Source organism: Vibrio limimangrovi, assembly GCF_054064025.1.
On sequence record NZ_JBSUGF010000007.1, the window covers coordinates 45088 to 70989 of the forward strand.

Below are 25902 nucleotides of genomic sequence, written 5' to 3' on the forward strand. Positions count from 1 at the left end.
AGCAGCCAGAAGGCTGCTTTTTTTGCCACTTATAACACACTTGAAACGCCGGTTCATTTTAGAGGTTAGTCATGGGCACTTCCGTTACTCCAAACATCTTTGACTTTTTAATCAAAATAGACCCCTTTGATAAATTGCCAGAATCCGTGGTTAAGAGCATCTCTAACTCCGTGAAAGTGAAATACCTGGTGCGCGGCGAGACCATCGGCTTTAGCGCTCTGTGCGATCAGCGATACCTTTATATCATTAGAACCGGCGCCATCGAACAACGCACTTCAACCGGCGAGCTTCGCTCCCGCCTGGGCCATGATGACCAATTTGGTTTTACGTTTCTGGAACCACTGGAAAACGCGGAAGACGGTTACCAGGCGGAAGCGATTGAAGACTCCCTAATCTACTTAATTCCACACTCGGAGTTAAAATTAGTCAGCGAAGAACACCCAGAATTCGCCGATTATTTCGCAGCACAAGCCAATCTTCGTCTAAGCTCTGCGGTGAAATACGTCAGCAAAGAAGATAAAGGGCTTTTCTTTCGTACCGTAGGCGAAATCGCGAGTGAAAACATCGCGATTGTCGATGTAAACGATTCAATTCACAGCGTTGCGCAAAGCATGTGCGGAAAGCAACGTAGCTCGTGTGCTGTCATCATGCGCAACGGAGAAATTGCAGGTATGGTGACTGACCGCGATATGACCAAAAGCGTGGTTGCGCAAAAAATAGATACCAACCTGCCTATTTCCAAAGTCATGAACACATCCCCTGTACTGGTTCAGAGCGATGATAAAGTCATGCAAGCTATTTCATTAATGCTGCAATATAACGTTCGTTGTCTACCGGTATTAAAAAATGGCCAGGTAACAGGATTATTGACAACAACGCATTTAGTCCACAATCACAAAACGCAATCTCTCTTCCTGATCGAAAAAATCAAATACGCTCAGTCAATTAATGCGCTGGCTGCATTAAAAGAAGAAAAACAAACGATTTTCCAGGCATTAGTTGAAAGTGGCGTCAGTGCCGAAATCCAAGGCCGAGTGATGTCGATGATCATGGATGCCTTTAACCGTCGCATCATCCAACTGAGTGAAGAATTACTTGGCCCACCACCTTGTGACTATGCCTGGTTGGTGGCAGGTTCTCACGCCAGAAATGAAGTCCATATGCTATCCGATCAGGATAGTGCAATAGTCATTTCGGATGAGGCAACGGAAGACCATAAACTATACTTCAAACATCTTGCAATGCGCGTTTGTAATGGCTTAGCTGCTTGTGGCTATCCGCTGTGTGATGGCAAATATATGGCAGCATCACCACAATGGTGTCAGCCTGTAAAACGCTGGAAAGAGTATTATCAAAAATGGGTTGCCAGCCCAGAGTACAACAAACTATTGAGCATCAGCGTGTTTTTAGAGGTACGAGCGATTTATGGTAATCGCGAGTTTGTTGACAAAATCCAACAACACCTGCACGAATGTATCCAAAAAAGCACCAAATTTATTCCTGCTCTGGTACGCGATGCCATTGATACCCAACCACCATTAGGCATTTTCAATAATCTCGTGTTGGAAAAAGGTGGCAAAAACAGCAATACGCTGAACATTAAAAAGTACGCACTGAATTTGATCATCGACTTAGCGCGAATCTTTAGCCTCGCAGCCGGTGGGTATTTAACAGGTACTGAAGAACGTTTTCGTTACGCAGCTGAACATGGCACGTTATCAAAGGACAGCATGGAAAACATCATCGGCGCGTACCGATTTATTACACAAGTGCGATTTCGCCATCAACTAAACGCCATTCTTACTGGCACCACACCAGACAATCATATTGCGCCTGACAATTTCAGCAGCTTTGAACGTAAGCACTTGAAAGATGCGTTTAAGATCATCAGTGAAATGCAAGATGTGGCGAAATTGAAGTTTGTGAAAGGGGCATAACATGTTTAAGCGCTGGTTTAAACGGTGGGAATCTCCGAACAGTCCGGAACAAAAACGTCAGTCCATTGAAATTCTCGATAACTGGCCCAACGCGCTACAGAGCTACTTACAGAAACCACTCATAGATTGGGAGGCAACAATGAATGAGCTCAGTTTTGTCGCCCTGGATTTTGAAACGACTGGTGTTGATGCCCGAGGCGATAAAATATTATCGATTGGCGTTGTGGATCTCACGCTCGAAGGCATTGATATCGCCAGCACGAAAGAATGGTTTATTTGCCACGGTCAGTTCATCAAACCCGAAACCGCAGAGATCAATGGCTTAACCCCACAAGATTTAGCTCATGGCCTGCACATCGATCAGGGAATGAACCATCTGCTGGAAAGAATGGAAGGAAAAGTGATCCTGGCTCATGGTTGCTGTATCGAAAAGGCATTCATCCAACACTATTTTGCTACGCGTTACCAGATGGACGAACTGCCAGCCTATTTCATCGATACACTGCAGATAGAGAAACAGTTCAGCTATGCAGGGAAAACTGGTGCGCATCCCAGCTATCAACTCGACGATTTGCGTAGCCATTATCATCTGCCCGACTACCATTCTCACTCAGCAGCAAGTGACGCGTTAGCTTGTGCAGAACTGTTTTTAGTCCAGAGTAAAAAGCTTTCTGCCCTGCCTTATGTCACGCTTCGCCAGCTTATGCGCTGATTAAGCCAGTTCTTTAGCCAAAAAGTCGATGAGCAATCTCACCTTAGGTGACAGGTTATGGCTGGGCGGATACAGGGCCCAGATGCCTTCACGATCATCTCGGTAATCACTGAGTACTTCTATCAGCTCACCGCTGTCTAATGCCTCCTGCACGTAGTAATCCGGTAGCTGAACCAATCCAAGTCCGCGCTTTGCTGCATCCACTAAAGCGAAGCCACTGTTGCACTTGATCCTCCCCGAAACTCTTAACGACTTCTCACGCTTTTGCTCTTTAAAATGCCAGTAGTCCACGGAACCGACCAGACATTGATGACGACCCAACTCAGAGAGTGTATGGGGTTCGCCAAATCGTTCTAAGTACTTAGGACTGGCGCAAACGTGCATTTGTCGGGAAGAAAGACGTCTGACAATCAGACTGGAATCTTGCAGACGACCGAGACGTATCGCCAGGTCAACCCCTTGTTCAATTAAATCTAGTCGCTGGTTGGTTAAAATCAGGTCGAGACTTACTTGAGGGTGCTTCTCTAGAAACTGGTTCAGCAATGGCGCGAGATTCATCTCCCCATAAGTAACAGGAGCAGTAACTCGCAAAACACCTCTCGGCTCAGCCTGCATTTGCGTCACTGCAAGCTCCGCCAACTCTAACCCTTCCAATAAGTGCTTACATTGCTGGTAATAAAGCTGACCAGCCTCTGAGAGGGAAACTTTTCGTGTAGTGCGATGCAGCAACTTCACCGCCAAACGCTGTTCAAGAGCAGAGACTCGACGACTGATTTGTGCAACCGATGTTTTGAGTTTAGATGCAGCGCCAGTGAAACTGTTTGTCTCTGCGACTGCTACAAATTCAGTGACACCTTCCCAATTCGCCATTGTGCTGTTCCCTTAAGCCTAATTAAGGCAACATTCTCACACAAACGCCGTCAAGGAGAAACTTTCCCTTCGCACGTTCGAGTTAAAAGCGGCTTTGAAAGATTTTATAAAGGATATTGATTAACAAGGGGGAGGAAAATGGCCAACCTTTTAGAACAGGTGACCATTTCCATACCAGCGAGCAATTCGCTACGACCCCATATAAGAGTTATTCAAACATACTGAGATACCTGGCTACCTCAGAAAGCTCTTTCTTGGTTTGTTCAATATCTTCGATGTGATGATGCACAGTTTGAGAGTTTAGCGTCATATATGGCACGGTAATGATTGCGATCAATTCACCCAGAGCACCAAAAATAGGAAAGCTGATATTGGTAACCCCAGAAATCTGCGGACTCGCGCCTACGTAATAACCGTCATTCTGCGTTTTGGTAATGTTCGCCAGAGCGTGTTGAATTTCGACATCCGTAGCACTGGTCTGCTTAAGAATTTTCTCGCGCTGTTCTTGGCTGGACAACGCCAGCAACACGATTCCAGAACCAGAAGAGCAGACATCCAAAGTCGCACCTAAACGCAAACCAAAGCCCATTTTATAAGGACTTTCCTGCACACTAATCACCACTAATTCACCATGCTTGTATTGGCTGAGATGACAAGACTGATTCACTTTTAAGCACAGTTCTTCCATCATTGGCGTTGCACGTTTTAGCATCTGAGCGACAGGTGGATGCTGATTCGACAATACAAACATTCTCAGGCTCAAAGAGTAGGATGACTGCTCTGAATCAAACTCGATATATTGTCGCTCGACAAGAACCGACAACATCCGGAAAATCTCACTAACGCTTCGATCGAGCTTTTCAGCAATCTGTTTTTTAGTTAGAGGAACAGTTGAAGCGGCAAGCAGTTCTAAAATATCGAGTCCTTTTTCTAACGCTGGTGCCCGATACTCGTTCTTTTTTGTAATAGTCATGATTGAATGATGCTGTCATACATGACGAACAGTATGACAGCATGTAATTTTCCTTTAAAGTACTAGGGTCTGTTAACCTTTCGCGGTTAAATTTTGTTCGAGATAAAAGCGTATTAATCGCGGCGAGAGGTTTGTAGCCTAGTCATTCTAAGCAAAACACCTCTCAACAAAGAGTAAAACGCTTTTAGCCGAACCCTTCGGGCAGCGTTTGTGGCTCCTTTCTACTGCGTTATCGGCTTATCAGGTAGGTCAACTACATTTCAAAGCCTCTGCCTTGTATAAATAACCCACAAACTGCTGCAAAAATCAGCTCGAAAGGTCAACAGACCCTACGCCACAATTAACGAATCAGGCCCATCCATTGCGGAATAGTCATTGAAATTGCTGGTACATACGTTACCAACATCAACACACCAAACACCATCACAAAGAACGGTAATAATGTGCGAATTACACTATCGATGCTTATCCCACTGACTTTACATCCGGTAAACAGAATTGGACCAACAGGCGGCGTGATAGTGCCGAGCGATAAGTTGAACACCAACAAGATACCGAACTGCACTGGATCCATACCAAGTGAAGTACAGATAGGCAGGAAAATAGGTGTAAAAATCAATACCGCTGGGGTTGGGTCCATAAAGGTACCAACAAACAACAGCACCAAGTTAATGATAAGCAGGATCAAGAACGGGTTGTCTGTCAGCGACAGCAAAGAGTCCGCTATCATTCCCGGAATCTGAGTAAATGCCATTACCCATGACATGATTGACGATGTTGCCAGCATAAAGATAACAATGGCTGACATTTTGGCTGTGTTTAGGAAAATCTGTGGTAGCGCACTGAACTTCAAAGAACGGTAACATGAGGTCAAAAATAGCGAGTAAACCACCGCTATTGCCGATGCTTCTGTTGCCGTAAATACACCACCAAGAATACCGCCAATCACAACAACGATCAGAGATAAACTCGGAATCGCCTGCAAGGTTACACTCACGCAATCTTTAAGACTCATTGCATGTTTAGCGACGTAGCCACGACGTTTAGCCATAAAGCCAGCAATCACCATCACGCTGAGTCCCCATAGAATACCGGGAATGTAACCGCCAACAAACAGGGCTGATACAGACACACTGCCCGCTACAGTCGCGTAAACGATTAACGTGTTACTCGGTGGAATCAGCATACCTGTTGGCGCAGACGCAATGTTAACCGCAGTACTGAACGCCGGGTCGTAGCCTTCTTTCTTTTGAATTGGCGACATGATGCCACCTACCGCAGCAGCGGAGGCAACGCCAGAGCCACTGATTGAGCCAAAAAGCATGTTAGACACAACGTTGGTCTGAGCTAGCGAGCCAGGAAAGAAGCCACTGATGATCTTGGAGAAGTTGATCAAGCGAATCGCTATTCCGCCGTTATTCATGATGTTACCGGCCAGAATAAAAAATGGGATAGCGAGCAGTGCAAACGAGTCGAGACCAACAAACATGCGCTGAGCGGATGTGGTCATCGCCCCCTGAAATGGCAGAATTGCAGTCATTGCAGCAAACGAAGCCGCACCGACACTAATAGCGATTGGCGCACCAATCACCAGTAAAAATATCGCCCCAGCAAACATAACGATCGAGGCAGTAAGTGCAATATCCATATTAAACCTCTCTTACTGTTGAGCTGTGTTTAAGGGACTTAAATTGATTGACCAGATTTAATTCGTTGTAAATGAAATAAAATAAGATCAGCGCGCCAGAGATTGGTATCGCGGAGTAAATAACACCCATAGGAATTTGTAAGGCCGAATCGAGCTGCCACATTTGACGCAATGCGCTGTTGTAACCGCCGGTGAGCATGATGGCGCAGGCGAAACTGGCAGTAACGACTTCAATGAACATATCCGCCAGCAAGCGATATTTAGCTCTGAATTTGTCTTTGATAAAGCTAATCGCCATATGCTCACGCAAACCAAATACGTAAGCACTACCAAATAGCACTAGCCAGATGAACAAGTAACGGGACAACACTTCACTGACTGCACTCGGGCTATTAAATAAGTATCGCGATGCCACCTGATAGGTCACTAAGGCAGTCATGGCACCCACAATAAGGATCAAAATCAGTGAGAGAAACTTATCCACCCACTGCTTAATTATTGTCATCCCAGACAATAACGTTTGGAGTTTTGTTTTTTGCATAACGACGATCCAAAAAGGAGCCAGCACGCTGGCTCCTTACAATTTAGACTCTTATCTCAAGGCAGAGATTTTTTCGAACAGTTTTTTCTGAACTGGAGATTCAGTCAGAGCTTCCTGTAATGGCAGGCAGCTATCCTGGAAAGGTTTGATGTCAACTTCATTGAAAGTAGCACCGTGTGATTTTGCGGTTTCCATTGCTGTACTCACACGCTCGTTCCACATTTTGAATTGCTCTGGTGTGCTTTCCTTCGCTAAACGACGAATGGTTGCCTGATCTTCCTTCGACATTGAGTTGATGAAGTAGCTGCTGATAACGACAAGATCTGGCACCATCAGATGGCGAGTCGTTGAGAAGTAAGGAGCCACTTCATACTGTTTGAGATCGGCATAAGTGATTTCGTTGTTTTCAGCACCATCAAGTACGCCCTGCTGAATCGCGGTGTACACTTCCCCCTGACTCATAGGAACGCCGGTACCGCCCATGCAAGAAAGCATCTTGATCATGGTTTCAGATTGCATCACACGAATCTTGTTACCTTTCATATCTGCAACCGTTTCTACTGGTGCGCCCTTAGTGTACATACTGCGCGCACCAGCGGTGTATGCCGTCAGAACCTCAAATCCAAAACGTTGTGTTGAAGCAAATAGCTCATCTAACTCACCAGAGGTAAATACCGCTTCCTGGTGCTTCGGACCGGTGTAAACATAAGGCATACCAATGACACGGTAAGTTGCGTCGTAGTTTTCAATCAGAGGGTTTGCCACAACAGCCATTTGAATCGCGCCATTCTGCACAAGTTCAAGGGCTGCACGCTGGTCACCAAGCAGTTCATTAGCATAGATAGAAAGTTTGTAGCGACCATCCGTTTGCTCATTAAGTTTTTTACCAAACTCCTGAAGAGCAAGATATTGAGGATGGTTATCAGACTGGTTAAAGGCCGCTTTAATTTCGGTTGCCGCTTGCGCCATTGAGGTTGCGCCCAGACCAACACTTACCAAAGCCGACAGCGTTGCTAATTTCAGTACTTTTTTCATATCTAAAGTCCTTGTAAAAATTTGTAGGGTATTTGTATTTATCGGATCGCGTTCATGTCGACGAAATCCATGTCATCAAAGGTTTGGTTTTCACCAAGCATTCCCCAGACAAAGCTGTAATTGCTGGTTCCGCAACCTGAGTGAATAGACCAACTAGGCGACAGAACTATCTGCTTGTCGCGCACCACGATGTGTCTGGTTTCTTGCGGTTCACCCATGAAATGGAAAACGACCTGGTCGGCTTTAATATTGAAATAGAGGTAGGCCTCCATGCGACGTTCATGGGTATGAGCCGGCATCGTATTCCACACACTTCCTGGAGCGAGATGCGTCACGCCCATACACAGCTGGCATGTAGGCAGCACATCAGGATGAAGGTACTGGTTAATAACACGCAAATTCGCTGTTTCATTAGAGCCAAGCTCAACCACATTTGCGTCTTGTCGCGTAATCAAACGAGACGGATAAGTTTGATGTGCAGGCGCACTCAAGCAGTAGAGAACAGGTTCTTGCTCAGAATTCAATGAAGTAAAAGTGATGTTCTGCTCACCTTTGCCCAGATACAGTGCATCAAGATATTCAAGCCTGTAGGTGTTGTTTGCTGTACTCACTTCTATCGGAGCCTGACTCAGGTTCACCATGCCCAGCTCACGACGCTGTAAAAAATAGTCAGTGCCAAACACATCGTTATCAATGTACTCATCCAAGCCCAGTGGTTGAGAAGTCGGGCACACACCCAGTGCAACAACGCGGTCTATATGGCTGTAAAGTAAGGTTATTTTGTTTTCAATAAATAAGTTTTCATTGAGAAATTCGTCGCGCAAACGCTGTGTATCATAATGCTTTGCATCCAGCGGATTGCTGTTGTAATTGGTATACATCTATCTCTCCTTTGTTTGAGATAAGTGTATAGACAGTTCATATATGATCAATATCGTTCAAATTTGATTTAAATTGAATTGAGATCTCTAGCAATCAGCATCAAATCAAAGCCGGGATTAATGTGACATGAGGCCTTTTTTTCTAATGAAATTGACTCAAAAGTTAGAAGTTGAAACATTGTTTTATTTATTTAATACCAAATGTTATTAAAATGAACTCTCATCGATACACCAGCGAAAACCCCGGCAAATTATTACGTATTTGTAAAAATCATTTTCAAAAGGATGGATTATCATTTTTATTGAAATAGATAGAATGAAAACCAGTAAAACATCAGGCGAAAAACGAAAGCTCAGCTACGCTTAATTACGACGCCTACCTATTGATTAGATAAGGAAAATCCAATGGCACTTGATATCAAACCAGGTCAAACATCGATTAAATCTAAAGCGGCTGTCGCATGGGCGGCAGGTGAGCCACTAAAAATGGAAGAAGTGGATGTACAACTTCCTAAAAAAGGTGAAGTTTTAGTTCGCATCGTGGCAACAGGCGTTTGTCACACTGACGCATTCACACTATCTGGTGACGATCCTGAAGGCATCTTCCCTGCGATTCTTGGTCACGAAGGTGGCGGTATCGTTGAAATGGTAGGTGAAGGCGTGACTAGTGTTGAAGTTGGTGATCACGTTATTCCTCTTTACACAGCAGAATGTGGTGAGTGTAAGTTCTGTAAATCTGGCAAAACTAACCTTTGTCAGGCAGTTCGTGAAACTCAAGGTAAAGGCCTGATGCCAGACGGCACTAGCCGCTTCTCTATCAATGGCGAAACTATTTTCCACTACATGGGCTGCTCGACTTTCTCTGAGTACACTGTACTTCCAGAAATTTCACTGGCTAAAGTGAACAAAGAAGCTCCTCTGGAAGAAGTGTGTCTGCTTGGCTGTGGTGTAACTACTGGTATGGGCGCAGTACTAAATACAGCAAAAGTTAAAGAAGGCGACACAGTCGCTATCTTTGGTCTGGGCGGTATCGGTCTGTCTGCAATCATCGGCGCTCGTATGGCAGGTGCAAGCCGCATCATCGGTATCGATATCAATGAGAGTAAGTTCGATCTTGCGAAACAACTTGGCGCAACAGACGTAATCAACCCTCAGAAATTCGACAAGCCAATTCAAGAAGTGATCGTTGAAATGACGGACGGTGGCGTGGACTTCTCGTTTGAATGTATTGGTAACGTTAACGTGATGCGTCAGGCGCTTGAATGCTGTCACAAAGGATGGGGTGAATCAGTCATCATTGGTGTAGCTGGTGCTGGCCAAGAGATTTCTACCCGTCCATTCCAACTTGTGACTGGCCGCGTATGGCGAGGCAGCGCATTCGGTGGCGTAAAAGGCCGCTCTGAACTTCCAACCATTGTAGAAAAATACATGGCAGGTGAATTCGGACTACAAGAGTTCATTACTCACACTATGGGGCTTGAAGACGTGAACAAAGCGTTTGATCTTATGCATGAAGGTAAGAGCATCCGTAGCGTTATCCACATGGACAAATAATGCCGCTTAAGGCTCTCCCTTGGGAGAGCCTTATTGTATTAGCGGTTTCCCGCCGTTTAATCTAATTTCTGCTGTTTGAGAGTCTATTCATGATGATTGAAAACGTTAGCCAGGCCAAAGTATTCGGCGGCTGGCACAAACAATACACACACGAATCCACTTCGCTTAATTGCAAAATGCGTTTCGCTATCTTCCTACCGCCAAACGCAACAAAATCCCACCCAGTACCTGTTCTTTACTGGTTATCCGGACTCACTTGTACCGATGAAAACTTTATGCAGAAAGCTGGGGCTTTTCGCATGGCCGCTGAACTTGGTATCGCGATTGTCGCACCCGACACCAGCCCTCGTGGTGAGGATGTTGCAGACGATGAAAATTACGATCTCGGTCAAGGTGCAGGCTTTTATCTCAATGCGACTCAGGCACCTTGGTCACTGCATTACTCGATGTACGACTATATTACCAAAGAGCTGCCAGCTATCATTGAGAGCAACTTCCCTGTCTCTGATTTGAAATCGATTTCTGGGCACAGCATGGGGGGCCATGGTGCGATAACGATTGGTTTGAAAAATGCTGAGCAATACCGTTCTATCTCGGCATTTAGCCCTATCAGTAACCCAATGCAATGTCCTTGGGGTCAAAAGGCGTTTACTGCCTATCTTGGTAGCGATATCGAAACCTGGAAGCAATATGATGCGAGTGAGCTGTTGAAACAAGGCCAATCACCATTGCCTATTCTGGTCGACCAAGGTGATGCCGACAGCTTCCTGAGTGAGCAACTCAAACCAGAAACGTTAATCGCAGCCGCCAATACCCATGATTCGGAATTAAAACTGCGCATGCAGTCGGGTTACGACCACAGCTATTACTTCATATCGAGCTTTATCGACGATCACCTAAACTTCCATGCGAAGTACTTATTTGAGTAATTCAGTGGATACTAAAAATAAGGCCACCGACTCAGGTGGCTTTATTTTTTGAATACTTATTCACAGAATAAAGAATATTTTAAAAAATAAAAAATATTTAAAAATGTTAATTCGCGACAGAATATTATTAATTGATAATTATGCTGATTAATATAGAGCAACACCGAACGGGTATCAATTGCTTATAAAGACCTGCTATCTCTTCGCTTCTGGCTTCTTTTATATGAGAAGTTGCTTAATAGTCTTGACGTAAACTAAACGTACGGTTACTTTTCAAACACGATATATAATTACAAAGTCGTTTATTAACTCAAATTCGTCATAATCATAAATAAGTCATTGCTAGCACCTTTTGTTCTAGCTCAATAAAAGAATAAAACTCCGAATGAACAGAATGAAGAAGATACTCGTTTTAAGCTTGCTGCTTTTTGCGCCATTTATTTCCGCAAATGACGTTACTTTTAGCAGCCCTGAAAAGGTTGCGGTCACCCTGAAGTTAGAAGACATTCAATCTTTGCCTGAGACAACTTACACAACTGAATTGCCATGGGATAAAGGTCTGGCTGAGTTTACTGGCGTAACACTCAGCACACTGCTGACTCACGTTTATGGTCGCATCCCTGAAAAAGTCGACATCAGTGGTTTGAATAACTACCACGCTGTCGTCTCTCGCGAAGACATTGTTCGTTATCAACCCATACTGGCTTATAAAAAAGACAAGCATTACTTACAAATTAGAAACAAAGGCCCGTACTGGGTGGTTTACCCGCTGAACCTTTACCCAGAGCTAAACCTTACGAAATATCATGCTCAAATGGTATGGCAAGTGAATGAGTTTACATTAGTTCAAGAATAATGAAGTTATCAGAAGCTAACCCGATGAAAACCAAAAAGTGGCAAAATTCCACAATAAGTAAACTACTGTTGCTGGTTTTCGCGGTCTCTTTATTGCTTGCTAACGTCATGCTACTCAAACAAACCCGCACATTAGCGCAGAGTTTCACAAATGAACAGAAGCAGGCTACATGGTTTTTGTTTCAGCTTTCCAAAGAGCTATCCGAATTGGTTAGTGAAGCGCGTCGACTCGATGAGAACGTCTTAAATATTGATGGGGCCGAGCTACAATATGAACTCGCCTGGAGTCGATTTGATTTACTTATTAATAGTGATGACGCTTATACTTTCTTTTCGCGCAACAATATGCAGCAATACTTTGTCGATTTATATAATGACTTCAAAGAGCTAGAGCCACTTCTTGTTGAAGCCAAAACAGGCAATAGTCAGGCTGCCGCCCAGTTTTATCGTTTAACGCAAACACTGTATTTAGATTTAGTTGATTTTGTGAACCAAAATTTTCGCCTCACCAGCAAAGTCTATGAAGCCCAGAAAGGAGAAACACAACGACTCGTGCAAGCTCAGTACACGCTGTTTGCTACGTTTGTTTTTTCCGCGTTGTCCCTTGTTTACTTCTTTTATCGTGAATCTCGTTTTCACAGAAAACTGGCGCTAAGCGATCCACTAACAAAACTTGGTAACCGAAATGCGCTGTTTGTAACACTAAGAAAGAACACTCTCAACAGAGTCGCTTTTTCACTGTGTATCCTCGATTTAAATGGATTTAAACAGATTAACGATACTCATGGACACTTAGCAGGAGACAAGGTTTTACGCACGATAGCCGACAGACTAAAGTCAATGGAGCTAAACAGCTTTTCTGCATATCGCATGGGAGGTGACGAATTTGCCATTGTGGTTCAAGATAAAAACGTCACAGAAGAAGAGATAAAGCGTCACATCAACGCAGTATTTCAAACCCCTGTATTGAAGAACGATAACGCTGCGTCACTCTCTACTAGCATCGGAATAGCGAAGTATCCAGCAGATAGCAACAATGTAGACTTTCTTATTAACATCGCAGATAAACGTATGTACAAAATGAAATTCCAACGTTGAACTACATCGATAAAATAAAGCCCTGCATTATCGTGCAGGGCATTGTTTTAGGTAACAAAGCAATCTGTAACTCGATACCTAGTTGTCGAGCAATTTCTTCAGTACCGTCAGCACACCCGCTTCTTGATTACTTGGCGCCGAGAAACGAGCGATTTTCTTAATCTCTTCATGAGCGTTTGCGACCGCATAAGAGTGCTCACTCACCTGCAGCATTTCCAGATCATTCAGGTAGTCGCCAAATGCCATTGTCTCTGCTGGAGTAAAGTTCATCATTTGTTGAAGATACTGAATTGCCGCACCTTTTGACGCTTGTGCATTCATGATGTCCAACCAAATTTTGGCACTCACCACGACTTTATGCGATTCACCAAACTGGGCATCCATACTCGGGAATACCAGCTCTTCCGAACCTTCAAAGTGACAGATTGCAACTTTAATGAACTCGTCGTCAACCTCTAGCAAATCGTCGACATTTTCACAGCGATGGTAGTACTTTTGAAACTCTTCGAGTGTTTTTTGATCCTGAATTTCGATATAAGCCGAACGCTTACCACACAGAACAATGTGTGCCCCATCTATGCCACGCGCCGTTTTGATTATCTCTGCCACTTCAGGTTTCGGAATGGTACAGCTATAGAGCTCTTTATCTTTGTGTATCACCAAAGTGCCATTTTCTGCCACGTACATGATGCGATCCTGAATCGGAGCGAAAGTGTCACGCAAGCTATAATACTGACGCCCAGAAGCTGCCGAAAACAAAATGCCTTTTTCTTCTAAGCGTAAAAACAGATCAAAAAACTCAGGATCTAACCGACCGTACTGATCGAGTAAAGTGCCGTCCATATCGGAGGCGATAAATTTAATACTGTCTAGTGACATGAGATAAAACTCTAACTGGTGTCGGAAAACTTGGATACCTTTAAGGTACAGGATCTTGAGTGAATCTCAAGTCGAGTTGCTTTATGCTTTAACAAGCAGACTTTAGAACTACCAAGGGTGTCGCTTAAAGTAGTTCTCACTATGATCGATAAACGCTCTGACTGCCGGAGATAAATGTTTACGAGATGAGTACAGCGCATAAATGTTCAGTTGGCTCGGTTTCCAGTCCGGCAGTACCAGTTCAAGCTGACCTGTGTTCACATACTTTGTCGTTAAATACGTTGGCAGTAAAGCAACCCCCATTCCATGCAGAGTGCCATGCAGCAATGCCGTCGCTTCATTACAGGTTAACCGACAATGAATGCTGACCGATTCAAACCTATCATCTTGAGTTAAATGCCAAACGCGTCGCTCAAAGTTTTTATAGCCTAAACAATCATGGTCAGTTAAATCTCGCGGATGGGATATCTGTTTGTGCTTGGTAAGATAATCTGGTGATGCCACCAACACCGATTCACATACCGCAATAGGCTTTCCAATCAGCGAAGGATCTGGATTCGACGCAATTCTGATCGCCAGATCAATACGTTGTTCAGTAAGGTCACTGACCGTATCTTGCAAGTCCATGTCGATATGAACTTTAGGGTGAATCTGCATAAAGCTGTTTACCGCAGGAATCAACTGAGAAAATCCAAAAGATGCACTTGAAGCAAGCCGGATTTTTCCCGTCAATTCACCATCAGATGCAATGTTTGACGTCATTGAATCTGCCAGCTTCAACCAACGTTCAATTTGCGGCACACTGCGTTCTCCGGCGCTCGTGAGTGAGACTTTACGAGTGGTACGATGCAATAGTCGAGTCTGAAGCCAGTTTTCCATCGCTTCTACATAGCGCGTCACCATTGGTCTGGACATATCCAGCCGCTCAGCTGTCGCTGTAAAACTACCGGAATACACCACATCAATAAAAACTTTAGCCGCCGTTACTTTATCCATACATTTGCTCGAAATACGAAACAGTGTTGTACATTATTGTGTATTTTTTCGGTCGTATCAATTTCATAACATCGGCTCTGATTCCAAACTAAACTGACTTACTTAGCGATTATGTTCTTGAGGAGAAATATCATGGTAACCATTCATTATTTGTACGACCCTATGTGTGGTTGGTGCTATGGCGCATCGCAACTGATCGAGCCAATGGTAGAATCACCACAATTTAATGTCGTGTTCCATCCAGGAGGCATGCTCAATCAGCATGTGATTGGTTCCGAATTTCGCCAGCACATTATTGGCAGTGACGAACGTATAGCTGCAGAGACAGGCGCTGTATTTGGCGATGCTTACGTGCAAAGAGTGAAGCAAGAGCGTGAGTTTATCCTAGATTCCTATTTGCCTACGCAAGCCATCTTAACCGCAGAGAAACTAGGCCTAGATCCATGGGTTATGCTGAAAGCGATTCAGTCTGCTCATTACCAATCGGGACTCAAAGTAAATGAGCCCTCTACGCTAAAATCCATTGCTAAAACACTCGGATTGGACACAAGCGATTGGGACGAACTGATGGAGCAAAATCAAACCGTATTGATCAACGAAATTCACTCCAGCCAGCAGTTAATGAGCCAGTTGCAAGTGAGTGGATTCCCAACTTTACTGGTAGAAAAAGAAGGCCAATTCTTTAGAATTCCCCACTCGGCTTATTACGGTAAACCAGAGCAATGGCAAAACGCATTGCAACAATTGTTATAACCCTTACGTGGAGTCTTGTCTTTCTGATACTGAAAGAGTGATGCCCAAGTTCGATATCAACATGGTAATCCTGAGTCAAACATGTACAATCCTCGCTCGATTTTTTACTCGAGCGGATACACACATGCACTCGCCTGAACTTTGTTTTACTCGTTTTACTGCTGATATTTCTGGTTATGAGTTACCAGAGCAGTTTACGTTTCCGTTCTATTACACGCCACATCCGCTTTGCGTGCTAGCTGCTGAACAATTACAACAGCATTTACTCACGCAAACTGACTTTGACCATGACTTCGGTTTTGATGGCGAGCAAGCAGGCCGCGGTAAAATGTTCGGTGTACTGTTGGTGCAGAATTTACAAGGCGAGATCGGTTATCTGAGTGCTTTTTCCGGCAAAATTGCTGACCAAAACTTACTGCCGGGATTTGTTCCTCCTGTGTACGATATGCTGACAGACGAAGGTTTTTTCCGCGCAGAAACCGACGCCATCAATGCCGTCAATGCCGAGTACAAACAGTGTGTAGAAAACCCAGCGCTCGCTGGTCTAAAAGACGAGATTCAAGCTGATCGCATGGCGTATCAACAAGAAGAGCAAGCACATCGCCAATTGATGATAGAAGGCCGTGCCAGACGCAAACAGCAGAGACAACAAGGTGAACAAACGCTGTGTCCCGATGAACTAAAACGCTTGTTGGACGACTTGGGTAAGCAAAGCGTAGCCGAGAAAAACACGCTCAAATATCTCAAGATGGCTTGGGATGATAAGTTGTCGGTGAAAGAACAGCGTTTAACCGCACTTAAGCGCCAGTTATCAGAGCTTAAAGATCGCCGTAAAATGCTATCTAATGCCCTGCAACACAAACTACACAGGCAATATCGCTTTCTCAATATTGTGGGCAAAGAGTGCGATTTAGTAGACATCTTCGCCGAGACCACCAATCCTGTGCCACCAGCAGGTGCAGGGGAATGTGCGGCACCAAAACTGCTCCAATACGCATTCAAACACAGTTTTAAGCCGCTGGCTCTTGCTGAGTTCTGGTGGGGTGAATCACCAAAGTCCGAAGTGCGCCAACATAAAAAGTTCTACCCATCATGCAACAGCAAATGCCAGCCAATCTTGGGGCACATGCAGCAAGGTATGAACGTCGAGCCGAACCCACTTGCTGAAAACTGGGCGGAAGACAAAGAGTTGGAAATTCTCTATCAGGACGAGGCTATGGTAGTGGTCAACAAACCATCTGGTTTGCTATCCGTTCCGGGTAAAACCATCAAAGATTCGGCCTACACAAGGCTACAGGCCATGTTCCCTGATGCAGAAGGGCCTTTTGTTATTCATCGCCTAGACATGGCGACATCAGGCATTTTGGTGTTTGCCTTGACCAAACGCGCCAATAAGAGTTTACAGAAACAGTTCATTACGCGTGGCGTACAAAAGCGCTACATGGCTCTGTTAGAAGGTGAGCTGAATGAGCCTGAAGGTGAAATATCTTTGCCAATGCGTGGCGACCCCGAAGATCGCCCACGTCAATTGGTCTGCTTTGAGCATGGAAAACCCGCCGAGACATACTGGCAGTTGATTGAAGTGAAAAACGGACGTAGCAAGGTGTACATGTATCCAAAAACTGGGCGAACGCATCAACTGCGTGTCCACAGTGCTCATCACCTAGGTTTGAATATGCCAATGGTCGGTGATGGCCTGTATGGCGAGAAGGCGAATCGCTTGCACCTGCATGCTGAAATGCTGGATCTGGACCATCCGTACAGCAAAGAACGGATGAGCTTCCATGCGGATTGTGAGTTTTGAACTTACCAAGCCATTGATTGATAATATGATTCATATTTGCAACAAGTTCATTATAGTGATGAGAAATTACTCTAGTAGCGAATAACAGCTACTGCCTTTTTATATACCCAAAAATAAGTTTTTTTGAGTTTTTTATCAGCGCCCTAAATAAATAAAAAGTAACAATAAATCAACTAAAATTACATTTTGTTACAATTTTTAATATTAAGCAACATTGAGCTCAAAAAATATGCAGCTAGGATCGAAGGTAATATCCCGTTGCCAGCTTGAAAGTGCTGTCTATTTCATTGGTAGGTTGGTAGTTCGCTAATCAACAAAAAATATGATTAACACAAATACGTTGTGTTAATCATATAAACCTATCGGAGAAGCAGCATGAACAGCAGCTCCCGCACCATTCTTATAGCAATCATTTTCTTGTGTTTCGTAGTCTCGGGTTGTAAGGACTCATCTTCATCAGCAGATGAAGCCTCCTCAATAGAACCACAAACTCTTCTGAGTGCTGAAGCACTAAGCAATCATTACGTCGCACTTGCGTTTGAAGGGACCCCTTCTGCCAATCTTGAGGATCCGAGCAATTACGAGATCGTCGATGAGTTTGGCACAACTCTGCAAGTTACCGACGGTTTTATTGACGAAAGTGGTTCACAGATAATTTTAACGACCACAGCTCAGCAAGAGAATAACTATACGCTAACTCTTAAATCCGAGGATTCTAAGTTAGCTTCTCAATCTGTTTCGGCGTTTTTTGTTTCATACGCCAATGCTGCGGCTAACAACTCTGTCCAGTTCAAGGGTTCTCTTCGCCCAGAGCCTGCACTATTAACAGCTATCTCACTCTCAAACACACAAGTGCTTCTGACCTTTAGTGATGATATGTCTACTTCAGTAGAAACCATTGAATTTTACCGAATTGTCGCAGCCGATGACAACACACCAGAAGTCGATGTCGGAGGGCTAACTGTGTTACAAGCCACTTTAGGCTCTGACACTTCAACGGTTATTCTCACAACAAGCTCTCAGGACAATATTCAATATCGGGTCAAAGTAACTAATGTTTGGTCCTCACCAGAAAAAAAGAGAATAGATCCGAACTACACAATTCAGAATTTCTTTGGCATTGACCCGATTGATACAACTCCTCCAGTAGTAAAAGGAGTTGAAACGACCGGGCCTACGACAATTGTACTCACCTTCAATGAAGCGGTTTCTGACAACGCTGGAGACCCAAGCAATTACACCGTTTACTACTGCCAAGTTGCGGAAAGCCCATGCCAGGAGCAAAATCGCGTTCAGCTCGCCATTACTGATGCCGTATTGAATCAGTACAACACGCAGGTGCTTTTGACGACGTTACCGCAAGAAGTGGGAGTTGAATATTTCGTTGTCGTAGAAGGTGTACAAGACCCTAAAGGCAATGTCGTTGATACAACTAACACCGCTAATACCGTAACAACAATCTACGCGGGTGAATCGGATCCAGCGACAGTATTGGAGTTACCTCGTTTAATCGGTGCTAATTCAACCAGCAATACAACTGTGGTTGTAAGCTTTAGCAAACCCATGTCATCAAGTGTCGAAGACCCTGGTAACTATTTTATCGTACAAGAAAATGTCAATAGTGAAGCAGGTACACTAAGCATTGTCAGCGCTAAATATCTGTCCAACGATCGAAGTTCAGTATTACTTCAAACGCGTTCTCAAAATGAACTGACGTATCGTATTACCGCAGTAAACGTAAAAGATACCTATGGTCAGGAGCTGGATAACTCATTTACTGCCGGAGGTTTTCTAAGTGCCAACACAGCGTTATTCGCAGGTACGCCCACAGACAATCAGTCTTTGTTAGATTCAGATAGTGATGGGCTTACTGATAACGACGAGCTCTCCGGTTATGAAGTGGAATATATTACATTAACTGGAGATAAAGTACGCAAACAGGTGACAAGTAGCCCTGATCTGTTCGATACCGACGGTGATGGAATTAGCGACTTTGAAGAAAGGAGCTATGGTTCAGACCCTCGAAATAGAGACACAGATTACGATGACCTAAGTGACTATCAAGAACTCAACGAAATTTACACTGACCCATTTAATCAAGATTCAGATGGTGACGGATTAACGGATGGAGTGGAATTCAACAGCTTCAGCACTTCCCCATTATTCGCTGATACTGATGGCGATCAGTTGGATGATTTCTATGAAATCACAGTAAATAGAAACCCTCGCATTTCCGACCTCCCACAACTGGATATCGAAGTCGGTAATATAAACCTTCAGCTTGATTATCGTTTCGATGTAACCAAAGAAGGTAGTACCACTAGGGGCGAAACAGAGTCCGTCAGCACGACTCTAACCCAAACACGATCAAGTGAATACAGTAAGTCTGACAGTAGCTCACATAGCTTCGATGTTAAGCTGGGCTTCCAACAAGAGCTAGGATTTAAAGCGACATCCCTTGTACCTGAATGGAAGCTCAGTCTAAGCCAAGAATTAAGTACAAACAACAGTTGGACTTCTAGCGTTTCTCGAACCTCAAGTGAGGCATCAACGCGCGAATATGCCAAGTCATTGGAAACTAACCAAGAAGTTGTACGCGGAGAGACAGTGACACGCGTCGTAGAAAGTGCAAGCATATCCGTACCGATTTATATCAAATCAACGAATGATATTGCCTTTACAGTGACCAACATCATTGTTACGGCATTAGTACCGAACGAGGGGGATCCAGCAGTACTGATTCCAATTGCAACCCTAGTCCCAGCCGCCGATGCCTCACTTTCTTTCTCTTTAGGCCCACTGATTCCTGCAAGAGGCCCTATAGAATTTAAAGAAGACACAATATACCCAAGCGTTGTTGAAAGCCTAATGGCGAATCCACGCGGAGTGATATTCAAAGTAGCCAACTACGAAATTCAGGATGAGAATGGCCGTCGATATGCGTTTACTTCTCAAGAAGTCGCCGAACGAACTGCACCTTTAATTTTCGACTTTGGCGGTGTCGACTTGGATGGAGATGGTCTATCAGATAACCCTGAGCGCTATCGAGTTGCAGTGAATTACGGGTTTGATGTCACGCAAGATAAACGAGTTATTTTTGATTCCGAAGGCAAAATGCTCGGAGCTAGTTTCTCTGACGTGCTAAACAATGTACTTGGTTTAGTTCAATATGACGAGGATACGAATCCATCAGAGTCACTAACAGCAGATGAACTGTTTAATAGCTATGCAACAAAACTCTGTAGCTACGGGACCATCATGTACCGCATTCGAGGCACAAAAGCCATTTCTTCATCTGGAGATAAATGTGATGTAGCAAAAGGCTGGGGGGTTATCCAGCCAGATGGTTCAGTACTACCCCGAGGCGATTTATTCCCTTCAGATCTAGCTCTGAAATCGAATCGCGGCGTACGCTTAGCCTACTATGCCGATGAAGATAAAGATGGTCTGCCAAATCGGGCTGAATATTTATATGGCTGTTCTGCAGTTGATCCTGCTACCGACCAAGATACAGACAACGACTTATTAGATGACAGGTTTGAAGTACTTGGAGTCAGACGCAACTCTGATGGAATAGCAATTGATGCTAGTGGAGAACCTTTGCTCGGTAATGAAGTCTGGATGGTGCAACTAAAAACTGGTGATAGTTATGAAGCACGATCGCGCTGCGATGCCTTGGATTCTGACTACGACGGTTTAAGTGATTACGAAGAATATGAGCGTAAGCTGTTCAAACGTGATGTACTCACTGGTGAATTCGAGTTGGATTCGGACGGCAACCTTATACTAGAACGCGATTTTGCCGATTTACTGGAAGTCAACCGTGATAGCGAAGGAAATGTCATCGGCGGTGGTCGAACCGATCCACTGAAACAGGATACAGATGGGGATGGTATCTCAGACTCTGAAGAGGTGCGCGGTTATTATGTTGAGTTGAGATTCCCAATCTCTCTAACTAGTACAGAGGGAAAAGATCCAAGTTCATGTACTATTCCAGCCAATGGTAATGAGTACTACGTGTTATGTACTTCTAACCCACTTTCTGCTGACACCGATGGAGATACATTGAATGATGGTGACGAAATTCGTTTAGCTGGAGATCCAACGGTACGTGACAACGATGATATTGGAGACCAAGACTTTGATGGTGTTGCTAATCTCGAAGAGGCACAAGGCGTTGAAGTAAGTTGGGAACTGGTTAGTACTGCACTTGGCTTTCCAGGCATTCAGCAAAGTGAGCAAGCAATTTCATCTCCAACATCACCAGATACAGATGGCGATGGATTGTCTGATGCACAAGAGTACTATAGCAATCCTTCAACTCATCCAGGGAAATCAGATACCGATGGAGACACTGTTTCTGATTATGATGAGGTAATGGGTAGCCCAGCGAACCCACTGGCGGCAGGCGGCAACGATGTTGCTTCAGAGGACAGCGAAGCGCCGGGATTATACGTTACTAATCCAAATGATGCTGATTCAGATGATGATGGCTTATCTGATGGGGATGAGCTTAAAGGTTGGTCTGTACGAATCGTAAACCAAAGCCGAACCAACATTTACACTTCTGATCCAAATGCTTTTGATTCAGATTTAGACAGTCTCCCAGATTCATTGGAAAAACAATTTGCGACTAATCCCATAGAACCAAATACCGATGGAGACATATTTGAGCTGTCTGATAACGATGAAATACTATTGGGAACAGACCCACTCGATCCTCAAGATATTTGTGTCCGGTTTACTTATGTTGAGACCGTAGTCGCTTCAGATGGATTAGATGTCGACAATAAAGGTAAATTAAAAGGTAACTTAAACTTAAGCTTAACCACCATAGTGAATGGTCAACCACAAGAAGAAAAGTGGGTAATTAGCGAACGAGTAGTCGGACACGATAGCCGTTGGTATGAGACAGGTAAGCCTGTTGCTCAAGGCTTTTCAGCAGTACGTTTAATGAAGTACGGATCATATGCACGAGCTTGGCATAATGCTTTTAGTTACTTTGAAACAGCCTCTTACACCAACTTACCTAATGATAAAGACTTTACTATGAATACCGAGGATTTTACGGCCGAGAAGCAGATTCTGACAGGCACCGTATCCAGTAGTTATAAAGAGATAAAAGTCAATTCTAAGGTAACGGCAGCCATTCTAAATAATACAGATATCGACGAAAATAACCTCGAAGAGTTCTGTAGGCCTAAAAATGTGAGTGTGCCAGACGTAACGAACTTGGATTTTACAACCGCAGTTTCCATACTTCGAGACAGCCAATTTAGATTAGGTGAGGTGAGCCGAGAATTGAGTACTACCGTGCCATCCGGCAGTGTGATAAGCCAGTCCCCTGACGCTGGTACGAAAAAAGCGACGCAAACAAGCGTGGATCTTGTTATCTCAGATGGCGCTGTCACGGTACCGGATTTAACGGGGCTTACCTATTTTGAGGCGTCGAATCTACTCGCTGACTCGGGACTAGAATTTGGTGATGTATCACCTGAGGACGCAGCTGATCAGGTCGCTGCCCGGGTATCATCTCAAACTCCAGCGGCTGGTGAGACAATAAGCGACGGTGGTTCTATTAACGTAACGTTCACTCTGGCGACCACCGATGTTCCGAACTTAGTTGGTTTGAGTTATAACGAGGCAACCACTGTAATTGAAAACGCTCAATTAGAATTGGGAACAATTAGCCCAACTAACGCAGATACTCTATCCAGTGCTACCGTGATCAGCCAAAATCCAACAGCGTCCTCTGAAGCCATTTTAGGGTCTGCGGTAGATTTGGTTTTTCAAATAAACTAGGTTGAGGATGATAAAGGTTGGGTTATAGAAAGAATTAACACTCTATAATGCCCTTATATTCGCTAGCCCGTTGATATTGAATACTATTGGCAGAGAAATAACAAAAAGGCACTGAATTCAGTGCCTTTTTTAGTTCAAATTGAGCAGAGATACCCAACTTCTTCCCAGCCGGGGGGAACTCATTTAACTGACCTTAAACTTAGTCCACACTTGTGAACGCCAGCGTCTCGCCATGATGATGCCGCGAACCCATTCGTCCAACGCAATGGCCATCCATGCGCCGATGACGCCATAGCCCATGTGAATACCAAGAACGTAAGAGAACAACACGCCTAAGCCCCACATGCTCACAATCCCCATTTGTACCGGGAACTTGATGTCACCTGCACCTTTTAAGCCTGCAATGAAGATCAAGTTAAATACACGTCCAGCTTCCAACAGGATCGAGCCCAGAACTAGTGAACTTGCTAGTGCGAGTATCTCTGGCTGATCAGTAAACAAGTGCAGAATTTCTTCCCTATAAACGTAGATGGCGGCCGTCGCAATGGTAGAAGATACAAAGCCAACCAAGAAGTAAACCTGAATACGCTTAAGAATGCTGGTCACCCAGCCCTTACCGATGTAATACCCCGTTTGAATCTGTGCAGCCTGTCCAATCGCCAATGCAAACGCAAAAGAGAAACGTGCAATATTCTGAGCATAAGTAAATGCCGCCAACGATGCCGTCCCCATTTGCACCACAAAATAGACGATACAGATTTGTGCAACGTTGTAAGACAACACTTCACCAGCATTCATCCCACCGATTTTTAGAATTTTTTTGTAAATCTCAGCAGGTACTTGCTTCATGGTCGACATAGGTAGCTCAATGCTACTTCGCGCCAAAATGACCACGAGCATCAAAGTGCCGATAATTTGGCTAACGACCGTAGCAACTGCCACACCCTCGACACCATAGACAGGCAAACCGAATGGCTGATACAAAGCAATGTAGTTACCGAAAATATTGAAAATGCCACTAATCAGGTTGACGAACATAGGTGAGCGTGAATAACCATGGCTACGCAGGATGGTGGTTAGCACAATACCAATCGTTACGTTGAACGTCATCGCACCGCTGATCAACAGATAATTTCGCGCGTACTGTTCCACCAACCCCTCAAGGCCATAATAAGGTAGGAAAACAATCGCTCCGATAACCGCTATCACACTAAGCAGAACGCCGATGATTACCGACAATACAACACTAGCGACACCAACATGGACGGAGTCTTGTTCTCGATTCGCACCATTATATTGAGCAATTAAGATGCCCGTTCCACTGCTGACAAACGTTGATACGATGATGAGAAAAAACGTCAATTGGGTGATCACCCCAACCGCAGATACGGCTTGGTCAGAGTAACCACTCAGCATGAATACGTCACTGGTTCCTAAAGCCGTCCGTAGCAAAATTTCCACAAGTATCGGCCAAGCTAATGTCACAATAGACATACGTTTGTTGATGTTTTGGTCTTTAGGCATTGGTGCACCTTCACACAATTAAAAACTGCCTCACATAAATATGTGAAGCAGTTTAAAGAAAAATTCATTAGATCTTGAATTGAATCAAGAATTGAGGTTTTGAGCGAATTCTATGCGTTTACAGGTCACAACAGCAACAAAATTTAGTCGAACTGCAGGAAATAATTATCTGGGTGACCAAATTCATTGGCAAAATTTATAAATTGGTAATTGGGACAACATCCAGTCAATAAATGAAAAACAGATGGATTGGACTACTCGAGAAACGACGACTGGACTTGTGACTCTGAGGGGGGGGGGGGATAAGAACTGAATTTGAAATGAACTCGTGTTAGCTAACGATATAAATAAAAACCACCCGAAGGTGGCTTTCATTTACTGTTCATATTCGTGCTTATAGATATTCACACAAGTAAGCAGTCGCATCTTTCACTTGTAACTCAAACGAGGAATTACCTTCTACGTCAAACGAATCACCACTGCTGAACGTTGTCCAGTCAGCTTCGCCCACACGTTTCACTATAAGAGCACCTTTCACAACGGTCATACGCTCTGGAGCTTGAGTGCCAAACGTATATTCCCCAGGAAGCATCACACCGACACTTAATTCCTGTTCGTTTTGACTAAAACCTAGTGACTTTACGCCGCCTGCAAAATAGCTGTTTTCCTTGATACTCATTATCAGTTCCCTCATTAAAAATCTGCTCTGTTTTACCCTGTTTTTCTTCACGACTCAAGCCTATAAATCGCTAAGAATAAACATTGTTGATAAATAGATTCGCACCCCGGCATCTGAGCGTACTCTGGACATCAAACGTTCGAACATTTTCTGAGCACAATAACCTTTGCGTTCATGTGTTTTCTGGCTTGAAATTTCAACAAACCAGAATGCAAATCCGCACGGCGTAAACAATAGAATTCAATCCTGCTGAATATTTCTAGAATATTGACTCAATGTGGCATTTACCGTGCAACAGGGTGCGAATTTTATTTAACTTCTCTCAAGTGACTCGAAAACCGTTTTAATTTTTTTTGACGAAAAAAAACTCTCTGAAATGCTGAATGGGATGCTTTTGCACGTGGTCCCGATCCTGGATGCAGGAGCAGGTTT

At 44.2% G+C, this 25902-nt stretch carries 19 protein-coding genes; 9 read left to right on the top strand and 10 right to left on the bottom strand.

Translation table 11 applies throughout. The features are described 5' to 3' along the window. The first annotated feature begins 71 nt into the window (after nucleotides 1-71). Both ACWYU8_RS08050 and ACWYU8_RS08055 read left to right on the top strand, forming a co-directional pair. Entirely contained in the window at nucleotides 72-1937 is a 1866-nt protein-coding gene (locus tag ACWYU8_RS08050) for a DUF294 nucleotidyltransferase-like domain-containing protein (RefSeq protein WP_457518714.1), read from the top strand. A 1-nt stretch (nucleotide 1938) separates the two neighbouring features. Next, entirely contained in the window at nucleotides 1939-2649 is a 711-nt protein-coding gene (locus ACWYU8_RS08055; RefSeq protein WP_457518716.1) for a 3'-5' exonuclease, read from the top strand. Here the strand turns inward: ACWYU8_RS08055 and ACWYU8_RS08060 are convergent, their stop codons facing one another. The 6 genes from ACWYU8_RS08060 to kduI all read right to left on the bottom strand — a co-directional run bounded on the left by ACWYU8_RS08060 (nucleotide 2650) and on the right by kduI (nucleotide 8597). Continuing rightward, nucleotides 2650-3519, bottom strand: coding sequence for a LysR family transcriptional regulator (locus tag ACWYU8_RS08060; RefSeq protein ID WP_457518718.1), 870 nt, complete (start codon nucleotides 3517-3519; stop codon nucleotides 2650-2652). A gap of 208 nt (nucleotides 3520-3727) precedes the next feature. After that, nucleotides 3728-4492 (bottom strand): IclR family transcriptional regulator, encoded by a 765-nt coding sequence (locus ACWYU8_RS08065; protein ID WP_457518720.1) that lies wholly within the window; start codon nucleotides 4490-4492, stop codon nucleotides 3728-3730. Between the two features lie 340 nt (nucleotides 4493-4832). After that, a complete protein-coding gene (locus ACWYU8_RS08070) occupies nucleotides 4833-6140 on the bottom strand; it encodes a TRAP transporter large permease (protein WP_457518722.1) in 1308 nt (435 codons plus the stop codon). 1 nt (nucleotide 6141) lies between these two features. Next, the gene (locus ACWYU8_RS08075) at nucleotides 6142-6681 is read right to left on the bottom strand and encodes a TRAP transporter small permease (protein ID WP_457518724.1); all 540 of its coding nucleotides are present in this window, start codon (nucleotides 6679-6681) and stop codon (nucleotides 6142-6144) included. A 51-nt stretch (nucleotides 6682-6732) separates the two neighbouring features. Continuing rightward, nucleotides 6733-7716, bottom strand: a complete 984-nt coding sequence (locus tag ACWYU8_RS08080; protein WP_444496350.1) for a TRAP transporter substrate-binding protein — start codon at nucleotides 7714-7716, stop codon at nucleotides 6733-6735. Between the two features lie 38 nt (nucleotides 7717-7754). Then, a complete protein-coding gene (gene kduI, locus ACWYU8_RS08085; RefSeq protein WP_457518727.1) occupies nucleotides 7755-8597 on the bottom strand; it encodes a 5-dehydro-4-deoxy-D-glucuronate isomerase in 843 nt (280 codons plus the stop codon). Nucleotides 8598-9002: 405 nt separating this feature from the next. Here kduI and ACWYU8_RS08090 point away from each other — a divergent pair, with 405 nt between their 5' ends. From ACWYU8_RS08090 to ACWYU8_RS08105, 4 genes are all read left to right on the top strand, one after another. After that, nucleotides 9003-10151, top strand: a complete 1149-nt coding sequence (locus ACWYU8_RS08090) for an S-(hydroxymethyl)glutathione dehydrogenase/class III alcohol dehydrogenase (protein WP_444496352.1) — start codon at nucleotides 9003-9005, stop codon at nucleotides 10149-10151. 89 nt (nucleotides 10152-10240) lie between these two features. Further along, complete coding sequence (fghA, locus tag ACWYU8_RS08095; RefSeq protein ID WP_457518730.1) at nucleotides 10241-11080, top strand: S-formylglutathione hydrolase; 840 nt, start codon at nucleotides 10241-10243, stop codon at nucleotides 11078-11080. Nucleotides 11081-11474: 394 nt separating this feature from the next. After that, nucleotides 11475-11936, top strand: a complete 462-nt coding sequence (locus tag ACWYU8_RS08100; RefSeq protein WP_457518732.1) for an oxidoreductase — start codon at nucleotides 11475-11477, stop codon at nucleotides 11934-11936. Continuing rightward, a complete protein-coding gene (locus tag ACWYU8_RS08105) occupies nucleotides 11936-13033 on the top strand; it encodes a GGDEF domain-containing protein (RefSeq protein ID WP_457518734.1) in 1098 nt (365 codons plus the stop codon). Before ACWYU8_RS08100 ends, ACWYU8_RS08105 begins: the two co-directional genes overlap by 1 nt. Before the next feature lie 78 nt (nucleotides 13034-13111). Here the strand turns inward: ACWYU8_RS08105 and ACWYU8_RS08110 are convergent, their stop codons facing one another. Together ACWYU8_RS08110 and ACWYU8_RS08115 are read right to left on the bottom strand one after the other, a co-directional pair. Further along, nucleotides 13112-13912, bottom strand: coding sequence for an HAD family hydrolase (locus ACWYU8_RS08110; RefSeq protein ID WP_457518736.1), 801 nt, complete (start codon nucleotides 13910-13912; stop codon nucleotides 13112-13114). 108 nt (nucleotides 13913-14020) lie between these two features. Further along, a complete protein-coding gene (locus tag ACWYU8_RS08115) occupies nucleotides 14021-14908 on the bottom strand; it encodes a LysR family transcriptional regulator (protein WP_457518738.1) in 888 nt (295 codons plus the stop codon). Nucleotides 14909-15040: 132 nt separating this feature from the next. Here ACWYU8_RS08115 and ACWYU8_RS08120 point away from each other — a divergent pair, with 132 nt between their 5' ends. From ACWYU8_RS08120 to ACWYU8_RS08130, 3 genes are all read left to right on the top strand, one after another. Beyond that, nucleotides 15041-15661 carry a DsbA family protein gene (locus ACWYU8_RS08120; RefSeq protein WP_457518740.1) on the top strand — a complete coding sequence of 207 codons (621 nt, stop codon included), beginning with the start codon at nucleotides 15041-15043 and terminating at the stop codon, nucleotides 15659-15661. Between the two features lie 124 nt (nucleotides 15662-15785). Beyond that, a complete protein-coding gene (locus ACWYU8_RS08125) occupies nucleotides 15786-17465 on the top strand; it encodes an RluA family pseudouridine synthase (protein ID WP_457518742.1) in 1680 nt (559 codons plus the stop codon). A gap of 375 nt (nucleotides 17466-17840) precedes the next feature. Next, nucleotides 17841-23267, top strand: coding sequence for a PASTA domain-containing protein (locus tag ACWYU8_RS08130; protein ID WP_457518744.1), 5427 nt, complete (start codon nucleotides 17841-17843; stop codon nucleotides 23265-23267). A gap of 183 nt (nucleotides 23268-23450) precedes the next feature. Here the strand turns inward: ACWYU8_RS08130 and ACWYU8_RS08135 are convergent, their stop codons facing one another. Next, nucleotides 23451-24791, bottom strand: coding sequence for an MATE family efflux transporter (locus ACWYU8_RS08135; protein ID WP_457518746.1), 1341 nt, complete (start codon nucleotides 24789-24791; stop codon nucleotides 23451-23453). Between the two features lie 394 nt (nucleotides 24792-25185). Further along, nucleotides 25186-25470 carry a pyrimidine/purine nucleoside phosphorylase gene (gene ppnP, locus ACWYU8_RS08140; protein WP_457518748.1) on the bottom strand — a complete coding sequence of 95 codons (285 nt, stop codon included), beginning with the start codon at nucleotides 25468-25470 and terminating at the stop codon, nucleotides 25186-25188. Between the last annotated feature and the right edge of the window lie 432 nt (nucleotides 25471-25902).

Excerpts from the sequence above, each read along its gene's own strand:
- ACWYU8_RS08065 (WP_457518720.1), bottom strand. The coding sequence starts at position 4,492 with ATGACTATTACAAAAAAGAACGAGTATCGGGCACCAGCGTTAGAAAAA.
- ACWYU8_RS08105 (WP_457518734.1), top strand. The coding sequence starts at position 11,936 with ATGAAGTTATCAGAAGCTAACCCGATGAAAACCAAAAAGTGGCAAAAT.
- ACWYU8_RS08120 (WP_457518740.1), top strand. The coding sequence starts at position 15,041 with ATGGTAACCATTCATTATTTGTACGACCCTATGTGTGGTTGGTGCTAT.
- ACWYU8_RS08115 (WP_457518738.1), bottom strand. The coding sequence starts at position 14,908 with ATGGATAAAGTAACGGCGGCTAAAGTTTTTATTGATGTGGTGTATTCC.
- ACWYU8_RS08100 (WP_457518732.1), top strand. The coding sequence starts at position 11,475 with ATGAAGAAGATACTCGTTTTAAGCTTGCTGCTTTTTGCGCCATTTATT.
- ACWYU8_RS08050 (WP_457518714.1), top strand. The coding sequence starts at position 72 with ATGGGCACTTCCGTTACTCCAAACATCTTTGACTTTTTAATCAAAATA.
- ACWYU8_RS08125 (WP_457518742.1), top strand. The coding sequence starts at position 15,786 with ATGCACTCGCCTGAACTTTGTTTTACTCGTTTTACTGCTGATATTTCT.
- ACWYU8_RS08090 (WP_444496352.1), top strand. The coding sequence starts at position 9,003 with ATGGCACTTGATATCAAACCAGGTCAAACATCGATTAAATCTAAAGCG.
- ppnP (WP_457518748.1), bottom strand. The coding sequence starts at position 25,470 with ATGAGTATCAAGGAAAACAGCTATTTTGCAGGCGGCGTAAAGTCACTA.
- ACWYU8_RS08110 (WP_457518736.1), bottom strand. The coding sequence starts at position 13,912 with ATGTCACTAGACAGTATTAAATTTATCGCCTCCGATATGGACGGCACT.
- fghA (WP_457518730.1), top strand. The coding sequence starts at position 10,241 with ATGATGATTGAAAACGTTAGCCAGGCCAAAGTATTCGGCGGCTGGCAC.
- ACWYU8_RS08080 (WP_444496350.1), bottom strand. The coding sequence starts at position 7,716 with ATGAAAAAAGTACTGAAATTAGCAACGCTGTCGGCTTTGGTAAGTGTT.
- ACWYU8_RS08060 (WP_457518718.1), bottom strand. The coding sequence starts at position 3,519 with ATGGCGAATTGGGAAGGTGTCACTGAATTTGTAGCAGTCGCAGAGACA.
- ACWYU8_RS08055 (WP_457518716.1), top strand. The coding sequence starts at position 1,939 with ATGTTTAAGCGCTGGTTTAAACGGTGGGAATCTCCGAACAGTCCGGAA.
- ACWYU8_RS08135 (WP_457518746.1), bottom strand. The coding sequence starts at position 24,791 with ATGCCTAAAGACCAAAACATCAACAAACGTATGTCTATTGTGACATTA.
- ACWYU8_RS08070 (WP_457518722.1), bottom strand. The coding sequence starts at position 6,140 with ATGGATATTGCACTTACTGCCTCGATCGTTATGTTTGCTGGGGCGATA.
- ACWYU8_RS08075 (WP_457518724.1), bottom strand. The coding sequence starts at position 6,681 with ATGCAAAAAACAAAACTCCAAACGTTATTGTCTGGGATGACAATAATT.
- kduI (WP_457518727.1), bottom strand. The coding sequence starts at position 8,597 with ATGTATACCAATTACAACAGCAATCCGCTGGATGCAAAGCATTATGAT.
- ACWYU8_RS08130 (WP_457518744.1), top strand. The coding sequence starts at position 17,841 with ATGAACAGCAGCTCCCGCACCATTCTTATAGCAATCATTTTCTTGTGT.